Origin of the sequence: Microtetraspora sp. NBRC 13810, from assembly GCF_030268685.1 — a bacterium.
GTDB lineage: Bacteria > Actinomycetota > Actinomycetes > Streptosporangiales > Streptosporangiaceae > BSRQ01.
Genome location: NZ_BSRQ01000024.1, coordinates 127,438 through 146,967 on the forward strand (window position 1 = coordinate 127,438; position 19,530 = coordinate 146,967).

A 19,530-nucleotide genomic window follows, 5' to 3' on the forward strand; every position below is an offset into this window, starting at 1 on the left:
TATGAGTTTTCCCAGCTAGATGGTGTGGTTCCGTGAACAAAGGCCTGGAAGCCGCAACTGGGTTGGCTCAGTAGACTGAGGAAGAGAGTCCGGATCTGATGTTTGGTGGCTCTCCAAAAGATCATTTGTTGGCAGCGCGCAAGATGTCTATCGCGTGGATCACGTCGGTGACCATATGATCTGGGGAGTGTTCAGGAATAGACCAGGTTCCTCGGTCGATCCAAACTGTGCGCAGGCCGGCCGCATGTCCTCCGCCGATGTCCGTGACGGGGTGGTCGCCGACCATCCAGCCTCCGTCGGCGAGACTTACGCCGCATCGCCTAGCGGCGATCTCGAACAGGCCTGTACCGGGCTTACGGATACCTTCAATGCCTGAGAGCGCGTAGGCGTCTACGGCGTCGGACAGGCCAGTTCGCTGGATCTTGCCGAGTTGGTTGTCTGCTGTCCCATTGGTGACGATCCCGAGCAGCCATCCTGCGGCGCGCAGCTCGGACAGCCCTACCAACACTTCGGGGCGGCAGTGGACGAGGTACGGCATGCGTCTGCGGTAATCGGCCCACAGCTCCTCGACCGGATCAGGAAGGGCGAAGTGCTCTCGCACCTTGGCGAAGAACGTCTCACGATGGGGGAGACCTTCACGATCGAGAGCAATCAACCAGTTAGTGGCTTCGCGCCCTAGGGCGCGTCTCCCTGCGAACTCCTCGGCCCAGATCCGGAACGCGCCGTCGAGGTCTATAAGCGTGTTGTCCAGGTCGAAGAGCGCTAGTCGCTGCACGAGCCCGATCCTAGACGGGGCTGGCTTCGTGCTGTCTGGCCGCATCCCCGCCGCTATGGGGACCTGCGGGATCGTTCGGCTCGGGTCCGCCAACAAGGTGCGACCTGGGGAAACGCTCGAAGATCCATCCCACGCATATCCCACAGCCGCTGGCATATGGCTGCCTACGGTGGCGCATGGCTGCACAGAGTCGAGTGACAGCCGGAAGAACATGCCCAGGTCAAGGGCGTGACCGCTGGTCAGAAGAGTGCCCCCGGCATGATTCGAACATGCGACACCCGCTTTAGGAGAGCGGTGCTCTATCCCCTGAGCTACGGAGGCAGGTGGACTGTTGTAAGCCTAGCGAACCTGGGGCGCTTTTGGGGACGGGGGCGTGGGGTCGGGTTTGGTGGGGGGTGTCATGGGTGGTCTGAGGTGCGGTAAAGGGGTGACAAGGGGGGCGGTGGCCGGGGATTGAGGGGGGTTACTGTCACGCTTCGTGATGATGGGGCGGCGGGTGTGTGGTCGGGGGCGGCGGGTTATGCGGGTCGTGGTGCTGGGGGTGGCGATGGTAGTGCCGGCCTTGATGGCCGGTGGGTTGTTCGTGGCGGAGTTGGCCGGGTTCGGGGGGACGGTGGCCGGCGAGGGGGAGTTGGCGCGGGGGGCGGAGGGGGCTGAGGGAGATGGTGGCGCCGTCTCCGGGGGCGTGACGGGTGGTGGCGCGGGGGCGCAGTTCGTGGGGGTGGGGGCGCGGATGTGGGAGCCCGTTTGGGAGGTGGCGGGGGCGTCTGGGCGGTCGGCGGGGGCCTTCGTCCGGGGCGGGGAGGAGCTGCCGGGGGTTGCCGGTGGGGAGTGGGAAGCCGCTGCGCTGGGGGCTGGGGAGCAGGTGCCGCCTGTCGGGGGTGAGGCCGAGCATGCCGGAGGCAGTGCCGGGGCCGGTGCAGACGGGGAGATCAGTGCCGGGGGGCGCGAACAGGTCGTCGTCAAGGGCGGGGGGCGTGGACAGGGCGCGGCCAGGGGTGACGCTCTTGGGCAGGGTGAGGTCGGGGCTGGGGGGGTGGCTCAGGGGGTGGCGAGGGTCGGGCTCGGGGTTGGGGTGGAAGGGGGCGAATCTGAGCGTTCGGGTGGCGCGGGGCCCGGTTCTGAGGCGAGTGCGGGAATCGGCGCCAGTGGGGACTGGACCGCTTCTGAGGTCGACGGTGGTGGTGCGAGCGCGGGTAGTGCCGATGTCGACGGTAATGGTGCGGACGCGGGCAGTAGTGATGTCGGCGATGGTGCCAGCCGGGGCAATGGTGATGTTGGCGATGGTGTGAGCGGCGGCGGTGGTGATGTCGATAGTGGTGCCAGTGGGGGCAGTGCTGTCGGCAGTGGTGCCAGTGGGGGCGGTGATGTCGTCGGTGGTGCGAGGGGGGGCAGTGGTGATGTCGATGGTGGTGTGGTTGGGAGGAGTGGTGATGTCGTCGGGGTTGAGGGGGGTGGTGATGTGTTTGGTTATCGAGGGGGAGTTGTGGCTGAGCGTGGTGTCGGTGGGGGTGGGGTGGTGGCTGGTGAGCCTGAAGAGGGCGACGGGGCCGGTGTGGAGGAAGAGATCGTGGGGTCGACGTTGGGGGTTATGCGGGTGGTGGGGCCTGTTTGGGTGGCGGGGACGGAGCGGCCCTATCTGGTGTACGGCGGGGTTGTTCCGGGGGGGAGTGCTGGGTATGGGCTGGTGGTTTCGCAGGTTGGGGTGGTGTACGGCGCGTACGGTGGTGCCGTGCCGCCTGGGGGTGGGATGGGCTGGGCGTGGCTGGCGCGTGCGATGTATGGCGGGGCCGTGCCGTTGGGCGGGGGCGCTTACGAGTGGGGTGTGCCGTATCGGCACTTCGGCCTGTTGACCGGTCCTGGTGGGGGCTTGTACGGCGGGGCGGCTGGTGGGGTTCTGCTGCCGGAGAGAGTGGGGCTCGAGGGGATGTCGTCCGGGGGTGTCTTCAGTGGGGCGGTGTCGCCGGGGGGTGTGCCGGGGGTGGTGTACGGCGGGGGTGTGTCGCCGGTGGTTGGCGGGGGCGTTGTGCCGTCGCGGGGGTTGACCGCTTGGCGGATGTCCGCGTTCGCGAGGGGGAGTGTCGGGGAGGCGGCGCGGCTTGGGGGCGTTGGCGGGGATACGGAAGGGGGCGTCGTGGGGTGGCAGGTGGGGGAGTACGTGGCTGCTGACGGTACGGCGGGGCCGTCGTTGAGGGGCGGGGGTGCACGGTCTTGGCATGGGGGTGGGGGATCCACGTCGGCGCCGTGGGCTTCGGGGGGTTCGCGGGTGGACAGAGCGGAAACCGGTTCGCCGGCAGTTGTGGGGGGAGCTGGTGGGTCGGCTGTCGGGGCAGGAGCCGGTGCGCCGGCAGTCGGGGCGGGAGCGGGAGCGGGGGCGGGTGCGTCGGCTGTCGGGGTGGGAGCAGGTGGGCCGGTGGCCGGTGTGGGGGGTGGTTGGCTGAAGGCTGGCGTGGCGGGAGGGCCGGCGCGGGCTGCGGCGGTCCCGAAGAGCGGTGCGGCGGCGGGGCAGGGGGTTGTGAGGGGTTCGTCGGGTCCGGGAGCAGTTAGGGGTTCGGCGAGATCGGGGGTGGCGGGGTCGGGGGTGGCGGGGGTGCGTGTGGAGGACTCGGCAAGGTCGCAAGCGGTTGAGGCTGGGGGAGTTGGGGGTTCGGGGGGGACGGGGGCTGTGGACGGTCGGGGGAGGATCGGGGCTACGTCTTCTTCGTCGGCGGCGAGGCGTTCCTTGGGGGATGGGGTGCGCGGTGGGCGGGTGAAGGCGCCTGCTGGGGGGTGTCCGGCACAGTGGCGGGATACGTGGTTGTGGGAGTCGTGTCTGGAGCGGCTCCGGCGTTCGGGGTGAGATCGGCGGTCGGGGGTGAGATCGCCGTCGCCCGGGGGACGTGGTGGAAGGTGGGGGCCTGCGGCCCGGTGCGTTGGCAGTGGTGTGAGGCGTGCTTCCAGGGGCGTTGGGGCGTGGATGTGGGGCATGCGGCCGAGGGCGTGGCGTTCGGGTGTTGGGCTCGGGATGTGGGGCGTGTGGCCGGGGCAGGTGCGGTACGCCGTGGCGAGGGAGCCAGGGGCACGCCGCATGGGAGTGCGGCGGGGCCCTCCAGGCGAGCCGCTGTCCAAAGGCCGCGAATTCGACGGCGGCGACAAAGGGCACAGCCGACTTGAGCGTCACCGGTCGCCCCCCGCGTAGTCGGCGACAGAGAGGTTCACCGGTCTACGGGTGCCTAACAGGCGGACGCCCTCCGACTCATGGGGTGCCTTTGCAGGCAGACGCCCACTGGCGCACCGTGTCTCTGGCAGGCGGAGGCCCACTGGCGCACGGGTGCCTCTGGCAGGACGCCCGCGACCCACGGTTGCCTCTGGCAAGCGCATGCCACCGACCCACGGGTATCCCAGACAGCCGGACGCCACCGACCCACGGGTACCCCAGACAGCCGGACCCCATCGACCCACAGGTACCCGACAGCCGGACGCCACCGACCCACAGGTGTCCCTGGCAGGCGGTGGGTGCCCCAGTCAGGCGGACACCATCGGCCCGCAGCCGCCCCGGACAAACGGACGCCACCGGCTCACAAGTTCCCTGCCAGGCCGATGCTCACCGTTAGAAGGCCGCCAAGCGGTGCAGGACGGCGTCGGGGGCGGACCCGGGGGACGGTTGGGGCTCGCCACGGAGCCACCTGGAGGGGGCTGAGGGCCGAAGTCCTGGCGACAACCTGACCAGGGTTCCGGTCGCGGAAGCCGGCTGACACGGGAAACCGGAAACGGGGTCTGCTGGGGCTTCTGGGGGGCTTGTTGACTGTGTGGGGGTGGGGTGGTCAAGGCGGTATGGAGGTGGGAAGCGGGGGTCTGCCTGGGGGGATGTGGTGGGGGGATCTTTTGGAGCATTACGGCTCTGCCGACTTGGGTTCGGGTACTCGCGGAGCTGTAGTAACGTGCGTGCCTGGCCCGGGTCACGAGTTCGCAAACGGAGGAGTCGAACGTGTCATCTCCTCGATCAGCGGGCCTGATCGTGGTCATTGCGATGTTGACTTCCCTGCTACCTGGGGCGATGGGCCAGGCGGTGGCCGAGCAGGTGTCGGTCGCCGGTCTTGCCGGTGGAGTAGTGCGGCAGACGGGTGGCGCGGGGCTTGAGCGGGATCCGCCGAACCTGACGGAGTTGAAGAAGGAAGCCGAGCAGTCCGCCAAGGACCTGGAGGAGGCGACCAAGGCGCTGGAGCAGCGGCGGGCGCAGCTCGCGTCGGCGGACAAGGAGCTGTCGGCGAAGTTGCGTCAGTTGCAGGTCGCGGACCGGGAGCTGGCGGTGGTCAGGCAGCCGCTGTCGAACCTGGTGGGCATGCTCTACCAGCAGTCTGGTTCGGGGGATATCGCGCCGTTCCTTTCAGGGTCGTCTGATGAGTCCACCTTGCGGGCCATGGGGGACATCACGCAGCTTGTCGCGAGGCGTGACCAGGTGGTCAAGGACACCGGGCGGCTGAACGAGGAGCGGGAGCGGCTGGCGACCGAGGCGCAGGACCTGCGGGCCGGGAAGCTGCTGGGCGAGGCGCAGATGGCCGTCGAGATCGACACGCTGCGGAAGCGCTCCGACAAGATCGTCAAGTCGCTGACGCAGTCCCTGACGAAGCTCGGCGTCAAGGTGAAGGGCGGGCAGCTGGCGGTGCGCTGCGACCCGACCAGGGCCGAGGCGGCGGGCCGTTTCCCCAACGGGCTGGTCCCCGAGTCGTACCTGTGCCCGTTGCAGCAGAAGGGGCACGAGCTGCGCGCCGACGCGGCGGTCGCGTTCATCAGCCTGAACGAGGCTTACCGGCAGCGGTTCGGCCGGCCGATGTGCGTGTCGGACAGTTATCGGAGCCTGGCCGCCCAGCAGTCCGTCTACTACACCAGGCCCGGGTTCGCGGCGGTGCCGGGGCGGAGCAACCACGGGCTGGGGCTCGCGGTGGACCTGTGCGGCGGCGTCGAGCGCTTCCGGTCCGCGGAGTTCAACTGGCTGGAGGCGAACAGCAAGCGGTACGGGTGGATCCATCCGCAGTGGGCCTACAGCAACCCGTTCGAGCCGTGGCACTGGGAGTACGATCCGAAGCTCGCCGCGGGCTGAGCTCCTGGGCGGTTTCCGATGTGAAGCCGCCCAGGTTCCGGGTGCGGAGGCCGCCCGGGACGAGCGGGTTCCGTCAGGCGGCGGGGGGCGAGTTGCGCGGTGCAGTGGGCGCAGCGGACTGCCGCCTTCGGGATGTCGGAGAGGCACTCCGGGCACGCGCGGGTCGTGCTCTCCGCCGGCTTGGCGAACCGGGTGCTGAGCCGCTCGTACGGCTGGACGACCAGGAAGTAGACGACGGCCGCCACGATCACGAACGACACCAGCGAGTTGATGAACGCGCCGTAGCGGAACACCGCGTCGCCGACCTGCACGGTGAGCCCCTGGAAGTCGGGCAGCCCCCCGAACACCGAGATCAGCGGGGTGAGCAGGTCTTTGACCAGTGAGTTGACGATCGAGGTGAACGCCGCGCCGATCACCACGGCGGTGGCGAGCTCGATGACGTTGCCCCGGAGCAGGAACTTCTTGAATCCGCTCATGCGGCCCTCACCGGGCCCCGGTCCGCGCCGATCCTCATGGGTACTCCTTGAGATGTCATAGGTGATGGCGCACGCATTGTAGGGCCGGGAGTGATCGGCTCGCGGGCATCTTTCACGGCGTGCCGAGGGTGATCGAGAGCCTGCCGCCGGACTGCGCCGAGGCCAGCCTGGCCGCCTGGTCGGAGGTGGTGGCGAGGACGACGAGGGCGCCGGTGTCGGGTTTCGACGGCGCTAGGGCCGAGGGCTCGGCGGCCGGGGGAGCCGAGATCACCGTGACGTCGTCGGCGACCGTCTGGGCGGGCACGGCGGCCACCCCGGCGTCCTCCCAGCCGGTGGGCGCGGCGAGCACGTCGACGACGTCGCCCGCGGAGAGCAGCCGGGCCGCCTCCGCGTCGGCGATCCGGATCGGGGTGGCGACCGTGCCGCGCGGGTGGGAGGCCAGCAGCGCCGGGCCGAGCAGCCGGAGGTCGGTCAGCGGCTCGCCCCGCCGTACTGGGGTGGCGAGCATGCGGCCGGCGACCCGGTCGCCCGGCCGCAGCGCGCCGTCGGGCACGGCGGACTCCGGCAGGGCGACGGGCCGCACGTCATCCGCGCGCAGGACGCCGGCGGTGAGGTCGCGGGCGGCGGTGAGCACGGTGACCGTGGGGCCGGGGCCGGGAGCGAGCGCCGTGAGGGCGCACCCGGCCGCCAGGGCGGTGAGCGCGGCGGCGACGAGGCGACGGCGGCGCGTGAGGGCACGACTCAGGGCACGCATGGGAGGACTCCAGGCGGGTGAAAGGGGATGGGAAGCCGTCAGGGGAGGTCGAAGGGGAGCTTGATGCCCTCCAGGGCGGTGGCGCAGGGGCAGGCGCGGTCGTGCGGCAGGGCCTGGACGACGTCGGAGACCAGGGAGCGCATGCGGGCGATGTTGGCGGCGAAGAAGGCGAAGACCTCGTCCTGGGTGACGCCCTCGCCGACGTTGACGCCGGCGTCGTGGTCGGTGACCAGCGACAGGGACGTGTAACAGAGGGCCAGCTCGCGGGCGAGGATGGCCTCGGGGAAGCCGGTCATGCCGACGATGGTCCAGCCGTTGGCGGAGAACCAGCGGGACTCGGCCCGGGTGGAGAAGCGCGGCCCCTCGATGACCACGAGGGTGCCGCCGTCGACGGTGTCCCAGCCCGCGGTGGTGGCCGTGGCCACCGCGGCGGCGCGGCCCGACGGGCAGTAGGGGTCGGCGAAGGGGACGTGCACGGCGCCGGTGGTGTCGTAGTAGGTCTGCACCCGGCCGGAGGTGCGGTCGACCAGCTGGTCGGGGATGACGAGCGCGCCCGGTCCGTGCTCGACGCGGAGCGAGCCGACCGCGCTGGGGGCCAGCACCTGGCGCGCGCCGAGCGAGCGGAGCGCCCACAGGTTGGCGCGGTAAGGGATGCGGTGCGGGGGATGGCGGTGGTCGCGACCGTGGCGGGGGATGAACGCGACGCTGCGTGAGCCGATGGTGCCCACGGTGATGACGTCGCTCGGCGGGCCGTAGGGGGTCGTGACCTCGACCTCCTGTGCCTCGTCGAGCAACGAGTAGAAACCTGAGCCGCCGATGACGCCTATATCCGCGCGATTGACCATGGGCCGACACTAGCGCTCGCGGCGGTGGGGAGGGAGAGGAGGCGGGGAAGGGTGTGGACAACCGCTCTGGGGCTGTGGATAAAGCTGTGAGGTGCTGGGGAAAAGGGGGGTGGTCATGGGGAAAACCGTGGGCGAAACGGTGGACAGGGCTGTGGAAAACAGGGACACCGGCTTACGGCGCCGACGTGAGGGCGAGGGCGAGGCGGGTGCCGGGGGTGGGGCGGATCTACGGCTAAGGGAGCGGTGCGGGGGCCGGGGGCGGGCGCGGGTCACGGCGAAGGGGGCGGGCGCAGGGCGGGCGCGCGTTTACGGCGGGGGGCGGGTGCTGGGCGGGCGCGGGTCTACGGCGAGGGGAGTGGGTGCAGGGCGGGTGCGGGTTTACGGGGTAGGGGGCAGGGACTGGTGGCGGTGTTGCAGGAAGGCTTGTTCGGCGGCGTTGCCGGTCAGTGATCGGGCGGTCCGGTAGGCGTGCGCGGCTTCCGGGTGGCGGCCCAGGCGGCTCAGGAGGTCGGCGCGGACGGCGTGGAAGAGGTGGTAGCCGTGCAGGTCGAGGGGGTCCAGGAGGGCCAGCGCCGCCTCCGGGCCCGCCACCTCGGCCACGGCCACCGCGCGGTTGAGAGCGACGACCGGGGTGGGGGTGAGGGTGAGGAGGTGGTCGTACAGGTGGAGGATCTGGCGCCAGTCGGTGGCGTTCGCCGTACGGGCGTCGCTGTGCACGGCGTTGATCGCGGCCTGGATCTGGTACGGGCCGGGGCGGTCGCGCCGGAGGCAGGCGCGTACGAGGGCCTGGCCTTCGGCGATCAGCGTGCGGTCCCAGCGGGTGCGGTCCTGGTCGGCCAGCGGGACGAGGACGCCGTCCGGCCCGGTGCGCGCCGGGCGCCTGGACTCGGTGAGCAGCATGAGGGCGAGCAGGCCCGCGGCCTCGGGCTCGTCGGGCATGAGACCCACCAGGAGGCGGCCCAGGCGGATCGCCTCCGCGCCGAGGTCGTCGCGGCCCAGGCGGTCGCCCGAACTGGCCGTGTGACCCTCGTTGAAGATCAGGTAGATGACCGCCAGGACAGCCCGGAGACGGTCCGGCAGGTCGGCTTCGTCCGGGATCCGATAGGGGATGCGGGCGTCGCGGATCTTGCCCTTGGCGCGCACCAGCCGCTGGGCCATGGTGGGCTCGGGCACCAGGAACGCGCGGGCGATCTCCGCGGTGGTGAGCCCGCCCAGCAGCCGTAGCGTCAACGCGACCTGGGTGGCCGGGGCCAGCGCGGGATGGCAGCAGGTGAAGATCAGGCGCAGTCTGTCGTCGCGCACCGGCCCCTCCTGCACGGGGTCGTCGGGGTCGTCGGGGGCGTGCAGCAGGGTGGCGCGGGCGTGCCGGTCGGCGCGGGACGCTTCCCTGCGGAGGTGGTCGATCGCCCGGCTGCGGGCGGTGGTGATGATCCACCCGGCCGGGCTCGGCGGCGGCCCGCCGGACGGCCAGCGCCGCGCCGCCACGGCGAACGCGTCCTGGACCGCCTCCTCGGCGAGGTCGATGTCGCCGAAGTCGCGGACCAGGACGGCCACCGCGCGGCCGTACTCCGCGCGGAAGACACGCTCGACATCCGAGGCGGGAACATCCGGCACGTCGGGCATCATGTCAGCTCCGCGTCCGCCCGGCCCCGGGGCGGGTCAGGGGAGATGGGTTTCGGGGGCGCCCTGGAAGGGGCGCACCTCGACGGGGAGGGTGGTGGCCCGGGAGAGTCTGCCGGCCCAGTCCAGCGCGGCGTCGAGGTCGGCCGCCCGGATGACGGTCAGGCCGCCCACGTGCTCCTTGGCTTCGACGTAGGGGCCGTCGGTGGTGAGGACTTCGCCGTCCCGGACGCGTACGACGGTGGCGGTGGCCGCCTCGTGCAGCCCGCCGGCGAAGACCCAGGCGCCGGCGGCCCTGAGCTCCCGGTTGACGGCCTCGACGTCGCGCATGATGGGCTCCAGTGCCTCGGGGGCGAGGGGGCCGCCGTCGGGCTGCTGGATGCTGAGCAGATAGTGCTTCATGGTTCGGGGGCTCCCTGGCGGGTGCGACGTGTGTGCGACGTGTGTGTGACGCTTCCGCCCTCTGTACGAACGGCGGCCCGCCGGATCGACAGATCAGGACGGATCGATGCCGAGGGAATCTCTGGCGAGGCGGTGGAGCAGGGCGTCCAGCGCGGGATGGGTCTGGGGGGACCAGTGGTCGACGTGGCCGCGCAGGGTTTCGGCGCGGGCGTTCACCAGGCGCTCCGCCGTACAGCGGCCGGCTTCGGTGAGTTCCAGGAAGACGCCGGGGACGCGCTGGACGAGACCGGCGGCGACCAGGTGCTCGACGTGGGCCGGGTGCTCGGCGGCGGCGGGGACGCGGGAGGCCCTGGCGACGCGGCACAGGGCCGGCAGGGCGTCGGGCGGGAGGTCGACGCCCGCGCGGGCGGCGAGGTCGGCGTACACGTCGCTGGTGCACGGGGTGTCGTGGACGAGGACGCTCAGCATCCGCTCGGCCTCGGCGTCGCAGGTGCGCTGGGTGGGGACGCAGCCGAGCCCCTCGCCGTAGTCGGGGACGCGGGCGGTGTCGTGCAGCGGCGTCTTCTTGAGCAGCAGCGCCAGCACGAAGGCGAGCACCACGATCGGCACCGCCCACACGAAGGCGGCCGTGATGGCGTCGGAGTAGGCGGCGACGAGTTCGGTGCGCACGTCGGGCGGCAGCCGGTCCAGTGCGGTCGGGTCGCCGCGGGCGACGGCGCTCACGGCGGGCGGCAGGTCGGCGGTGTGCAGCACGCGGGCGACGTCGGCGCCCAGCCGGTCGGTGAAGATCGAACCGAACACGGCCGCCCCGCAGGCGCCGCCGAGGTTGCGGAAGAAGGCGGTGCCGGCGGTGGCCGTACCGAGGTCGCAGTAGCCCACCGCGTTCTGCACCGTGGTCACCAGGACCTGGGTGACCATGCCGAGCCCGAGGCCGATCAGCAGGAAGAAGAGCCCCATGACCGGCAACGACGTCTCCGGCCCCATTTTGGACAGCAGATAGAGCGCGACGGCGGTGAGCCCGGCGCCCGCGACCGGGAACGTGCGACTACGCCCGGTGCGCTCGACGAGACGCCCGCTGACGGCGGACCCGGCCAGCAGGCCCGCCACGGCCGGCCACAGGAAGAGCCCGGACGCCCCCGCCCCCGTGTCGTGCACGACCTGGAGGAACATCGGGATGAAGACGATGGAGCCGAACAGCGCGAAACCGGCCGCGAAGCCGATGGCCGAGCACAGGGCGAAGGCCGGGACGGCGAAGAGGTGCAGCGGCAGGATCGGCTCGGCGGCCCGCCGTTCGGTGATGACCCAGGCCGTGAGCAGCGCGGCCGTGACCGCCAGCAGACCGGCGATCATCGGGGCGGCGCCAAAACCGTCCAGCGACTCCAGCAGGACCAGGGTGGTGGCGGCGGCGAAGAGGAGCAGCGCGCCGAGGTAGTCGATCCCGGTCCTGGACGCGGCCACGCGTTCCCCACGGCGCGGCGCGGCGGCGACGACCGCGAGTACGGCGACGCCGACCGGCAGGTTGAGGTAGAAGAGCCACCGCCAGCCGCCGTGTTCGGCCGGGAACCCGCCGAGGAGCACGCCCGCCACGCTGGCGACGCCGAAGACGACGCCGAGGACTCTCTGGCAGCGGCCCCGGTGGCGGGCGGGCACGACCTCCTCGGCGGCGGCCTGGGCGAGCACGATCATCCCGCCGCCGCCGAGGCCCTGGATCGCGCGGGAGCCGACGAGCTGGCCCATCGTCTCCGACAGGCCGGCCAGCAGCGACCCGGCGAGGAAGACGGTGATGGCGGCGACCAGCAGCGTCTTGGAGGCGTGCCTGCCGCGGAGCCGGAACCACAGCGGGGCGCCGGCGGTCGCGGTGAGCATGTAGGCCGTGACCACCCACGACAGGTGCCGCAGGCCGCCGAGATCGCCCGCCATCGTGGGCAGTGCCGCCGCCACGACGAGCTGACTGAGCGCCGCGAGCACCAGGCCGGCCACGAGCGCGGACAGCACGAGCACCGGCCCGCGCTGCCGTCGCGGCGCGCCGACGCCGACCTCCGCTACCGGAGTGATCCCCCCGCGATCCTCCACACGAGCAGGATAACCCTGGGTGGTGAGGTGGTTACGAGGTGGTGGACGCCGCGGCGGGCTTGCTCGGCTCGCTCTTGGCGGCGCCGCCGCCGCTGCCGGAGTCGGCGGCGGGCTTGGACTCGCTCGTGCTCTTGGACTCCGTCGAAGAGCTCTTGCCGGCCGCGGTCGTGCTGGTGGACGACCGGTTGTCGGTGCGGTAGAAGCCGGAACCCTTGAAGACGATGCCGACGGCCGAGAACACCTTACGCAGGGATCCGCTGCAGCTCGGGCACTCGGTGAGCGCGTCGTCGGTGAACTTCTGGACGACTTCGAACTGCTCGGCGCAGGCGGTACAGGCGTACTGGTAGGTGGGCACGCGCTCCTCCTCTGTGATCCGCACCGGTTGGCACTCGATCGGTGCGACTGCTAATGGTACGCAGTTGAAAAGGTGCAACGCCAATCCGGTGTCCGCAATTCCGGGGGCGAGTTCAGCCGACGCCGTGCTCGCCGTACCATCCGGCCAGTTTGCCGCGGCGGCTCACGGCGCGCAGCCGCCGCTCGACGGCGTCGCGGCAGGCGGCGGTGGTGACCAGCAGGAGCTGGTCCTCGGTCCGGATCCGGGTGCTGTCGGAGGGCACGAAGGTGCGGCCCTCGCGGACGATGAGGGTGACGGCGGCCCCGGCGGGCAGGCGCAGCTCGAAGATCTCCACGCCGTGCAGCAGGGAGGACGGCGGCACCCGCACCTGGAGCAGGTCGGCGTTGAGCTCCTCCAGCGGCGCGGACTCCACCTCCAGGTCCTTGGCCTCGTCCGGCGCGGCCACCCGGAGCAGCCGCGCCACCAGTGGCAGCGTCGGCCCCTGCAACAGGGTGAACGCGATGACGATCACGAAGACCTCGTTGAACACCACCTCCGCGCCGGTCACCGACGAAGCCCACGGGATGGTGGCGAGCACGATGGGCACGGCGCCGCGCAGGCCCGCCCAGGACAGGAACGCCTGCTCGCGCCAGCTCGGCGCGGCGACCCCGGCGAGCCGCACCAGGAACGACGAGACCGTCACGGACAGCGGGCGGGCGAGGAGGAGCAGCACCAGCCCGGCCACCATGCCGGGGACGATCGCGGACGGCATCTCCATCGGGCTGGCGAGCATGCCGAGCATCACGAACAGGCCGATCTGCGCCAGCCAGGCCGCGCCCTCGGCGAAGCCCCGGGTGGCCGAGCGGTGCGGCAGCCGGGTGTTGCCGAGGATCAGCGCGGAGATGTAGACCGCGAGGAAGCCGCTGCCGTGCAGCAGGGCCGCGCCGCCGTACGCGACGAAGGTCAGCGCGAGGACGGCGATCGGGTAGAGGCCGGAGACGGGGAGGGCGATGCGGCGCAGGGCGTAGGCGCCGAGCGGGCCGACGAGGAGGCCGACGGCCGCGCCGATGACCAGCTCGATGCCGGCTTCCATGACGAACTGCCACGGGTTCGGGACCGGGCCCGGGGTCTGGCTGAGCAGCACGACGACGATCACGGTGGGCGCGTCGTTGAAACCGGACTCCGCCTCCAGGATGCCGGCGAGGCGCGGCGGCAGCGGCAGCCTGCGCAGCACGGAGAAGACCGCGGCGGCGTCGGTGGAGGCGAGCACGGCGCCGAGCACCAGCGCGGTGCGCCAGTCCTCGCCGAGCAGCCGTTCCACGGCCAGCGCCACCACGACGATGCTGACCGCCACCCCGACCGTGGCCATGACCAGCGCGGTCGGCACCGCGGACCGCACCTGCCGCCAGGAGGTGGTCAGGCCGCCTTCGGCGAGGATGAGCGCCAGCGCGGACAGCCCGATCTGCTGGGCGAGCGCGGCGTTCTCGAACTGGATGCCCAGGCCGGACTCGCCGAGGAGCAGGCCGAGCGCGAGGAAGATGAGCAGGCTGGGCAGCCCGCTGCGGTGGGCGAAGCGGACCGAGATGACGGCTGCGATGACCACGGCGGCGCCGAGCAGCAGCCAGACATCCACAACCACTCGGTTCCCTTCGCCGGTTCCCTTCTACGATGAGGGCATTGTGTCGTACCGGGGCCGCCTGGGGCGATCAACCGATTCTGACGATGCCGCTCGGCAGGGCCGCGAAACCCACCGGGCGGTCGTGCGGCTCGGCCGGCACTCCGTCGATCAGCTCGCCCTCGTGCAGCAGCGCGACCACCGGCACGTTCGGCCCGACCCTGGCCAGCGCCCGGTCGTAGGAGCCGCCGCCGCGGCCCAGCCGTACGCCGGTGGTCCGGTCCACGGCGAGCGCGGGCACGACGACGAGCGCGGCGGTGCGGATGGTGTCCACGCCGCGCCGCGTGTCGATCGGCTCCATGATGCCGAGGCGGCCGGGGGCGAGGGTGTCCGGGCCGTCGTAGACCGCCCAGTCGAGGTCGTCGTCGGGGCGCAGCACCGGCAGGATCACGGTGGCGCCGTGCTTCCACAGTGCGAAGACCAGCCCGTGTGTGGACGGCTCGTCCTCGGCCGACCAGTAGCACGCCACCAGGCCCGCCATCTGCACCCAGGGCCGGTCGAGGAGGTTTTCCCTGATCGCGGTGGAGGCCGCGCGCCGCTCGCTCTCCGGGATCGCCCTCCTGGCCGAACGGATCTCTCGCCGCAGCTCCAGCTTGTCCACAGGTCGCTCCATTAGGGTTTCCTTCATGGCTGACTTCGACCCCGTAACGAAAGCCGTCGTTCCCGCCGCGGGTCTGGGCACCCGGTTCCTCCCGGCGACCAAGGCGACACCCAAAGAGATGTTGCCCATTGTCGACAAGCCCGCTATCCAGTATGTCGTCGAGGAGGCGGTCTCCGCCGGACTGCTCGACCTCCTCATGGTGACGGGCAAGAACAAGCGCTCGATCGAAGACCACTTCGACCGCGCGGTCGAGCTTGAGGACGTGCTCCAGGCCAAGGGCGACGACGAGCGGCTGTCGCAGGTGCGCGAGCCGGCCGACCTCGCCACGTTGCACTATGTGCGGCAGGGCACGCCGCGCGGCCTCGGGCACGCCGTGCTCTGTGCCAAACAGCACGTCGGCGACCATCCTTTCGCCTGCCTGCTGGGCGACGACCTGATCGACGCCCGCGACGAGCTGCTCAAGCGCATGATCGAGGTGCGGTCCACCTACGGCGGCAGCGTCGTGGCGTTGATGGAGGTGCCACGCGAGCAGGTCTCCCTGTACGGCGCGGCGGCCATCCAGCCCACCTCGGAGGACGACGTCGTCCGGGTGACCGACCTGGTGGAGAAGCCGCCGGCGGACGAGGCGCCTTCCAATTGGGCGATCATCGGGCGTTATGTGATCGATCCCGCGGTGTTCGAGGTGCTGGAGCAGACCCCGCCCGGGCGCGGCGGCGAGATCCAGCTCACCGACGCGCTGCGCACGCTGGCCTCCCGCGAGCCGGGCGAGGGCGGCCCGGTGCACGGGGTCCTCTTCCGCGGGCGCCGCTACGACACCGGCAACAAGCTCGACTACCTGCGCACGGTCGTGCAGTTCGCGGCCGATCGACCAGACCTTGCGGAGGAGTTCGTACCGTGGCTGCGGGAGTTCCTGAATGACCGCTGAGCAGCGAGGATAGGTATGTCACGAGGAGAGCACGATCACGGAGGCGGTCCGATGCGGTCGGTTGACGAGCATCTCGCCACCATCCTCGGCACGGTGCGCACCCTGGCGCCGCTGGAGCTGGAGCTGGAGCGCGCGCTCGGCACCACGCTCGCCGAGGACGTCACCTCGCCGGTGGCGCTCCCGCCGTTCGACAACTCGGCGATGGACGGCTACGCCGTGCGCTGGGCGGATGTCGCGGAGGCCACCCCGGACGCTCCGGTGACGCTGCGCGTCGTCGAGGACGTGGCGGCGGGCGACGGCGGGCTCTACGCCGTCGGCCCGGGCCACGCGGCGCGGATCATGACCGGCGCGCCGGTGCCCGCGGGCGCCGACGCGGTGGTGCCGGTGGAGTGGACCGACGGCGGCACCGTCTCCGTGACGATCGGCCGTTCCGCGCCACGCGGGCACGCGATCCGGCTGGCCGGTGAGGACGTGCACGCGGGCGACACCGTGCTCGCCTCCGGCGCCAGGATCGGCGCCGCGCAGCTCGGCATCCTGGCCGGGGTCGGCAGGCGGCGGGTGCTGGTGCGCCCCCGCCCGCGCGTCGTGGTGCTCTCCACCGGCGCCGAGTTGGTCGAGCCCGGCTCGTCCCTCGGCGCCGGCCAGATCTGGGAGTCCAACAGCTACGCTCTCGCCGCCGCCGTACGCGAGATGGGCGCGGACGGCTTCCGCGCCGGAGTCGTCCCCGACGACCCGGCCGTCCTGCTCGACCAGCTCGACGCCCATCTGCTGCGCGCCGACGCGGTGATCACCACCGGCGGCGTGTCGATGGGCGCCTACGAGCCGGTCAAGCAGGCCCTTTCACCGCTCGGCACGGTCAGCTTCGACCGGGTCGCCATGCAGCCCGGCATGCCGCAGGGCTTCGGCGTGGTGGGCGAGGACCAGGTGCCGATCTTCGCGCTCCCCGGCAACCCGGTGTCGTCCTTCGTGTCCTTCGTGCTCTTCGTACGGCCGGCGCTGCGCAAGATGGGCGGCCTGCCGCCCGAGCCGGACCGGAGCGTGCCCGCGACCACCACCGAGGCGCTGCGCTCGCCCAAGGGCAGGCGCTCCTACCTGCGCGGGATGCTCTCCCGCCCGCCCGGTGGCCCCGCCACCGTCGCCCCCGTGCGCGGGCAGGGCTCCCACCAGCTCGCCGCCCTCGCCGCCGCCAACGCGCTCGTCGTCGTCCCCGAGGACGTCACCGAGCTGCCCGAGGGAGCAGAGGTTCAGGTGATCCCGCTGTGACCGGCAAACTGACCCACATCGACGAGTCCGGCGCCGCCCGCATGGTCGACGTCTCCGCCAAGGACGTCGGCGCCCGTACGGCCCGCGCCACCGGCAAGGTGCTGCTGAGCGGCGAGGCGGTCGCGATCCTGCGTTCGGGCGAGGTGCCCAAGGGGGACGCGCTGGGCGTGGCCAGGATCGCCGGGATCATGGGCGCCAAGCGGACGCCCGACCTGATCCCGCTGTGCCACCCGATCGCCCTGCACGGCGTCAAGGTGGACCTCGCGGTCGTGGACGACGGCGTGGAGATCACCGCGAGGGTGAAGACCGCCGACCGTACCGGCGTTGAGATGGAGGCCCTCACGGCGGTCACCGTCGCCGCGCTGGCCCTCGTCGACATGGTCAAGGCGGTGGACCCGGCCGCGGTGATCACCGGGGTCCGGGTCGAGGAGAAGACCGGCGGCAAGACCGGCGTCTGGACCAGGCCGTGAGGGGCCTCGTCGTCACCGTGTCCAACCGCGCCGCCGCGGGCGTCTACGCCGACACCTCGGGGCCGCTGCTCGCCGGCCTGCTCGCCGACGCCGGGTGCGCGCTGGTGGACGGGCCGGTGATCGTGCCCGACGGCGAGCCGGTCGAGGTCGCGCTGCGCACCGGCCTGGCCGAAGAGTACGACGTGATCGTGACCACCGGCGGCACCGGGCTGACCCCGACGGATCGCACGCCGGAGATGACCCGCCGGGTGATCGATCGGGAGATTCCCGGCATCGCCGAAGCGATCAGGCTCGTGAACCGGGAGAAGGTGCCGGCGTCCGTCCTGTCCAGGGGTCTCGCCGGGCAGGCGGGGCGTACGCTGGTCGTCAACCTGCCCGGGTCCTCAGGCGGGGTGAGGGACGGCATGGCCGTCCTGGGCCCCATCCTGCGGCACGCGGTGGACCAGATCCGCGGAGGCGACCATCCGCGATCGTGAAACGTCGTAAAAAGGTGGGGATGCGGCGGTAAGCCCCTTGGGGGGATGATGGTGAGGTGGATCGACTTCGTGGCTGGCCGGCGACGCTGACCGAGGGCCCCGTGGAGCTTCGGCCGCTGCGCCTGCGCGACGTCCGGGCCTGGCGGGAGACCCGGCTGCGCAACGCCAACTGGTTGCGTCCCTGGGAGCCGAGCAATCCCGAGACGCCGCTGTTCAGGACGGGCCTCGGCCCCTACATCTCGATGACGGGCACGCTCCGGCGCGAGGCCAGGCAGGGGCTCGCCCTGCCGTGGGTGGTGACCCACGAGGGCGTGTTCGCCGGGCAGCTCACCGTCGGCGCCATCGTCTGGGGCTCGGCCAGGTCGGCCCAGGTGGGCTACTGGATCGACGGCGCCCTGGCCGGCCGCGGCATCATCCCCACCGCCCTCGCCATGGCCGTCGACCACTGCTTCTTCACCACCGGACTGCACCGGCTGGAGGCCAACATCCGGCCTGAGAACCACGCCAGCCGCCGGGTGGTTGAGAAACTCGGATTCAGGGAAGAAGGCGTTCGGCGGCGCCAGCTGCACATCGACGGCGCATGGCGCGACCACATCTGTTACGCCCTCACCGTGGAGGACGCCCCACGGGGCCTGCTGGTCCAGTGGAGACGCGCCAGGGAGGCCGCCGCGCATGGTGGCGCCCCCCATGAAGAGGTTTGACGATCTCGCGACACACCGCACCGAATGCTCGTCAATTAGTGACACGCGGTCTTACGGTGCGTGACGTGAGCACATCGAAGACGCCAAGAGTTCCCAGGTGTCTTCGTGCTGCCCGGAGGTGGTCGTGAGCAGCGCCTTCCTCTATCTCGCCATCGTCGTCATGTGGCTCTGCGTCCTGGTGCCCATGTGGCTGCGCCGGGACAGGAGCGACCTGGTCGAGCTCCAGGAGCCCGAGACGCCCGCAGGCGACTGTACCGGTCCCATTACGCTACAGCCCGTCTCAGAGCCTTCGGACGCCTCTTCCCCCGCCTCCGCCGAGACGTCGGAGACCGAAGACGGCGAGGGCGGCGCGGAGGCATCAGGGGACGGCGAGGCCACGCCCGACCCGCAGACCGAAACGCCCGCCCCTGCGACCGTCACGGACCCGCGCCGCCTGCACTTCCGCCGCCGGGCCGTCATCGTGGCGCGCCGCCGCCGCCGGCTGTTCTGGTGCGCCCTGCTGGTCCTCGCCTCCGTGGTGACCGCCGCCGTCCAGGTGATCCCCTGGTGGGGCGTCGCCCCGTCGGGCGTCCTCACGATCGCCTACCTGTCCATCCTCCGCGTCGCCGTACGCATCGACCGCGACCGCAGCCGCCTCGCCGCCGAAGCCCGCGCGGAACGTGCCAGACGCCTCCGCGAGCGCCGCCGCCGCGCCGAGGAACTCGCCGCCCAGCAGCAGGAAGCCGAGATCATCGCCCTGGAGGCCCACCAGGAGGAAGAGATCTTCGACCAGTACGCCGAGCTGCCACGGCGCGCTGTCGGCGACTGAGTGGCGCGAGACCCCCCAAGAGTTTGCTAACCTTAGTCCCGTCCCAAGGGGCTGTAGCGCAGTCCGGTAGCGCACCTCGTTCGCATCGAGGGGGTCAGGGGTTCAAATCCCCTCAGCTCCACCCAGGGCCGTTCTTGAAACGGCTGGACTGAAGTTGACGGGATCCCGTCTGATCATCGAGATCAGGCGGGATCTTGTCGTTTCAGGGGTTTCCGAGTCGGGTTCGTCCTGGTTTGGGGACTGCGGAGCGGG

Annotated in this window: 17 protein-coding genes and 2 tRNA genes; 8 read left to right on the top strand and 11 right to left on the bottom strand. The window is 71.5% G+C overall.

What is annotated here, in order from left to right; translation table 11 throughout:
* Window positions 1-121: 121 nt before the first annotated feature.
* Together QSK26_RS35250 and QSK26_RS35255 are read right to left on the bottom strand one after the other, a co-directional pair.
* A complete protein-coding gene (locus tag QSK26_RS35250; protein ID WP_285779669.1) occupies window positions 122-775 on the bottom strand; it encodes an HAD family hydrolase in 654 nt (217 codons plus the stop codon).
* A gap of 248 nt (window positions 776-1,023) precedes the next feature.
* Window positions 1,024-1,096, bottom strand: a tRNA-Arg gene (locus QSK26_RS35255).
* A 3,688-nt stretch (window positions 1,097-4,784) separates the two neighbouring features.
* On the opposite strand from QSK26_RS35255, the gene QSK26_RS35260 reads away from it, so the two are divergent.
* On the top strand, window positions 4,785-5,855 hold the full coding sequence (locus tag QSK26_RS35260; protein ID WP_285779670.1) for a M15 family metallopeptidase: 1,071 nt from the start codon (window positions 4,785-4,787) through the stop codon (window positions 5,853-5,855).
* Here QSK26_RS35260 and mscL read toward each other — a convergent pair.
* The 9 genes from mscL to QSK26_RS35305 all read right to left on the bottom strand — a co-directional run bounded on the left by mscL (window position 5,795) and on the right by QSK26_RS35305 (window position 14,647).
* Window positions 5,795-6,331, bottom strand: a complete 537-nt coding sequence (gene mscL / locus QSK26_RS35265; RefSeq protein ID WP_285779671.1) for a large conductance mechanosensitive channel protein MscL — start codon at window positions 6,329-6,331, stop codon at window positions 5,795-5,797. The two genes, QSK26_RS35260 and mscL, sit on opposite strands and share 61 nt — an antisense overlap.
* Window positions 6,332-6,443: 112 nt before the next feature.
* Window positions 6,444-7,085 (bottom strand): Flp pilus assembly protein CpaB, encoded by a 642-nt coding sequence (gene cpaB, locus QSK26_RS35270; RefSeq protein WP_285779672.1) that lies wholly within the window; start codon window positions 7,083-7,085, stop codon window positions 6,444-6,446.
* Between the two features lie 38 nt (window positions 7,086-7,123).
* Window positions 7,124-7,930, bottom strand: a complete 807-nt coding sequence (locus QSK26_RS35275; protein WP_285779673.1) for an S-methyl-5'-thioadenosine phosphorylase — start codon at window positions 7,928-7,930, stop codon at window positions 7,124-7,126.
* A 378-nt stretch (window positions 7,931-8,308) separates the two neighbouring features.
* Entirely contained in the window at window positions 8,309-9,553 is a 1,245-nt protein-coding gene (locus QSK26_RS35280; RefSeq protein ID WP_502888784.1) for an RNA polymerase sigma factor, read from the bottom strand.
* Window positions 9,554-9,589: 36 nt separating this feature from the next.
* Window positions 9,590-9,952 carry a YciI family protein gene (locus QSK26_RS35285; protein ID WP_285779675.1) on the bottom strand — a complete coding sequence of 121 codons (363 nt, stop codon included), beginning with the start codon at window positions 9,950-9,952 and terminating at the stop codon, window positions 9,590-9,592.
* A gap of 93 nt (window positions 9,953-10,045) precedes the next feature.
* The gene (locus QSK26_RS35290; protein WP_285779676.1) at window positions 10,046-12,025 is read right to left on the bottom strand and encodes an MFS transporter; all 1,980 of its coding nucleotides are present in this window, start codon (window positions 12,023-12,025) and stop codon (window positions 10,046-10,048) included.
* A gap of 31 nt (window positions 12,026-12,056) precedes the next feature.
* Window positions 12,057-12,380, bottom strand: a complete 324-nt coding sequence (locus tag QSK26_RS35295) for an FmdB family zinc ribbon protein (protein WP_285779689.1) — start codon at window positions 12,378-12,380, stop codon at window positions 12,057-12,059.
* A 112-nt stretch (window positions 12,381-12,492) separates the two neighbouring features.
* Window positions 12,493-13,998: a potassium/proton antiporter gene (locus QSK26_RS35300; protein WP_285779677.1), complete on the bottom strand. Its 1,506-nt coding sequence runs from the start codon at window positions 13,996-13,998 to the stop codon at window positions 12,493-12,495.
* A gap of 67 nt (window positions 13,999-14,065) precedes the next feature.
* Window positions 14,066-14,647 (bottom strand): 5-formyltetrahydrofolate cyclo-ligase, encoded by a 582-nt coding sequence (locus QSK26_RS35305; protein WP_285779678.1) that lies wholly within the window; start codon window positions 14,645-14,647, stop codon window positions 14,066-14,068.
* Window positions 14,648-14,660: 13 nt separating this feature from the next.
* Here QSK26_RS35305 and galU point away from each other — a divergent pair, with 13 nt between their 5' ends.
* The 7 genes from galU (at window position 14,661) to QSK26_RS35340 (ending at window position 19,399) form a co-directional block, all read left to right on the top strand.
* Window positions 14,661-15,560: a UTP--glucose-1-phosphate uridylyltransferase GalU gene (gene galU, locus QSK26_RS35310; RefSeq protein ID WP_285779679.1), complete on the top strand. Its 900-nt coding sequence runs from the start codon at window positions 14,661-14,663 to the stop codon at window positions 15,558-15,560.
* Between the two features lie 51 nt (window positions 15,561-15,611).
* Complete coding sequence (gene glp, locus QSK26_RS35315; protein ID WP_285779680.1) at window positions 15,612-16,823, top strand: molybdotransferase-like divisome protein Glp; 1,212 nt, start codon at window positions 15,612-15,614, stop codon at window positions 16,821-16,823.
* The gene (gene moaC, locus QSK26_RS35320) at window positions 16,820-17,293 is read left to right on the top strand and encodes a cyclic pyranopterin monophosphate synthase MoaC (RefSeq protein WP_285779681.1); all 474 of its coding nucleotides are present in this window, start codon (window positions 16,820-16,822) and stop codon (window positions 17,291-17,293) included. The genes glp and moaC overlap by 4 nt, the downstream gene beginning before the upstream one ends.
* The gene (locus tag QSK26_RS35325; protein WP_285779682.1) at window positions 17,290-17,769 is read left to right on the top strand and encodes a MogA/MoaB family molybdenum cofactor biosynthesis protein; all 480 of its coding nucleotides are present in this window, start codon (window positions 17,290-17,292) and stop codon (window positions 17,767-17,769) included. Before moaC ends, QSK26_RS35325 begins: the two co-directional genes overlap by 4 nt.
* A gap of 56 nt (window positions 17,770-17,825) precedes the next feature.
* Window positions 17,826-18,470 carry a GNAT family N-acetyltransferase gene (locus QSK26_RS35330; RefSeq protein WP_285779683.1) on the top strand — a complete coding sequence of 215 codons (645 nt, stop codon included), beginning with the start codon at window positions 17,826-17,828 and terminating at the stop codon, window positions 18,468-18,470.
* A gap of 124 nt (window positions 18,471-18,594) precedes the next feature.
* The gene (gene sepX / locus QSK26_RS35335) at window positions 18,595-19,278 is read left to right on the top strand and encodes a divisome protein SepX/GlpR (RefSeq protein WP_285779684.1); all 684 of its coding nucleotides are present in this window, start codon (window positions 18,595-18,597) and stop codon (window positions 19,276-19,278) included.
* 47 nt (window positions 19,279-19,325) lie between these two features.
* Window positions 19,326-19,399, top strand: a tRNA-Ala gene (locus tag QSK26_RS35340).
* Window positions 19,400-19,530: the final 131 nt, after the last annotated feature.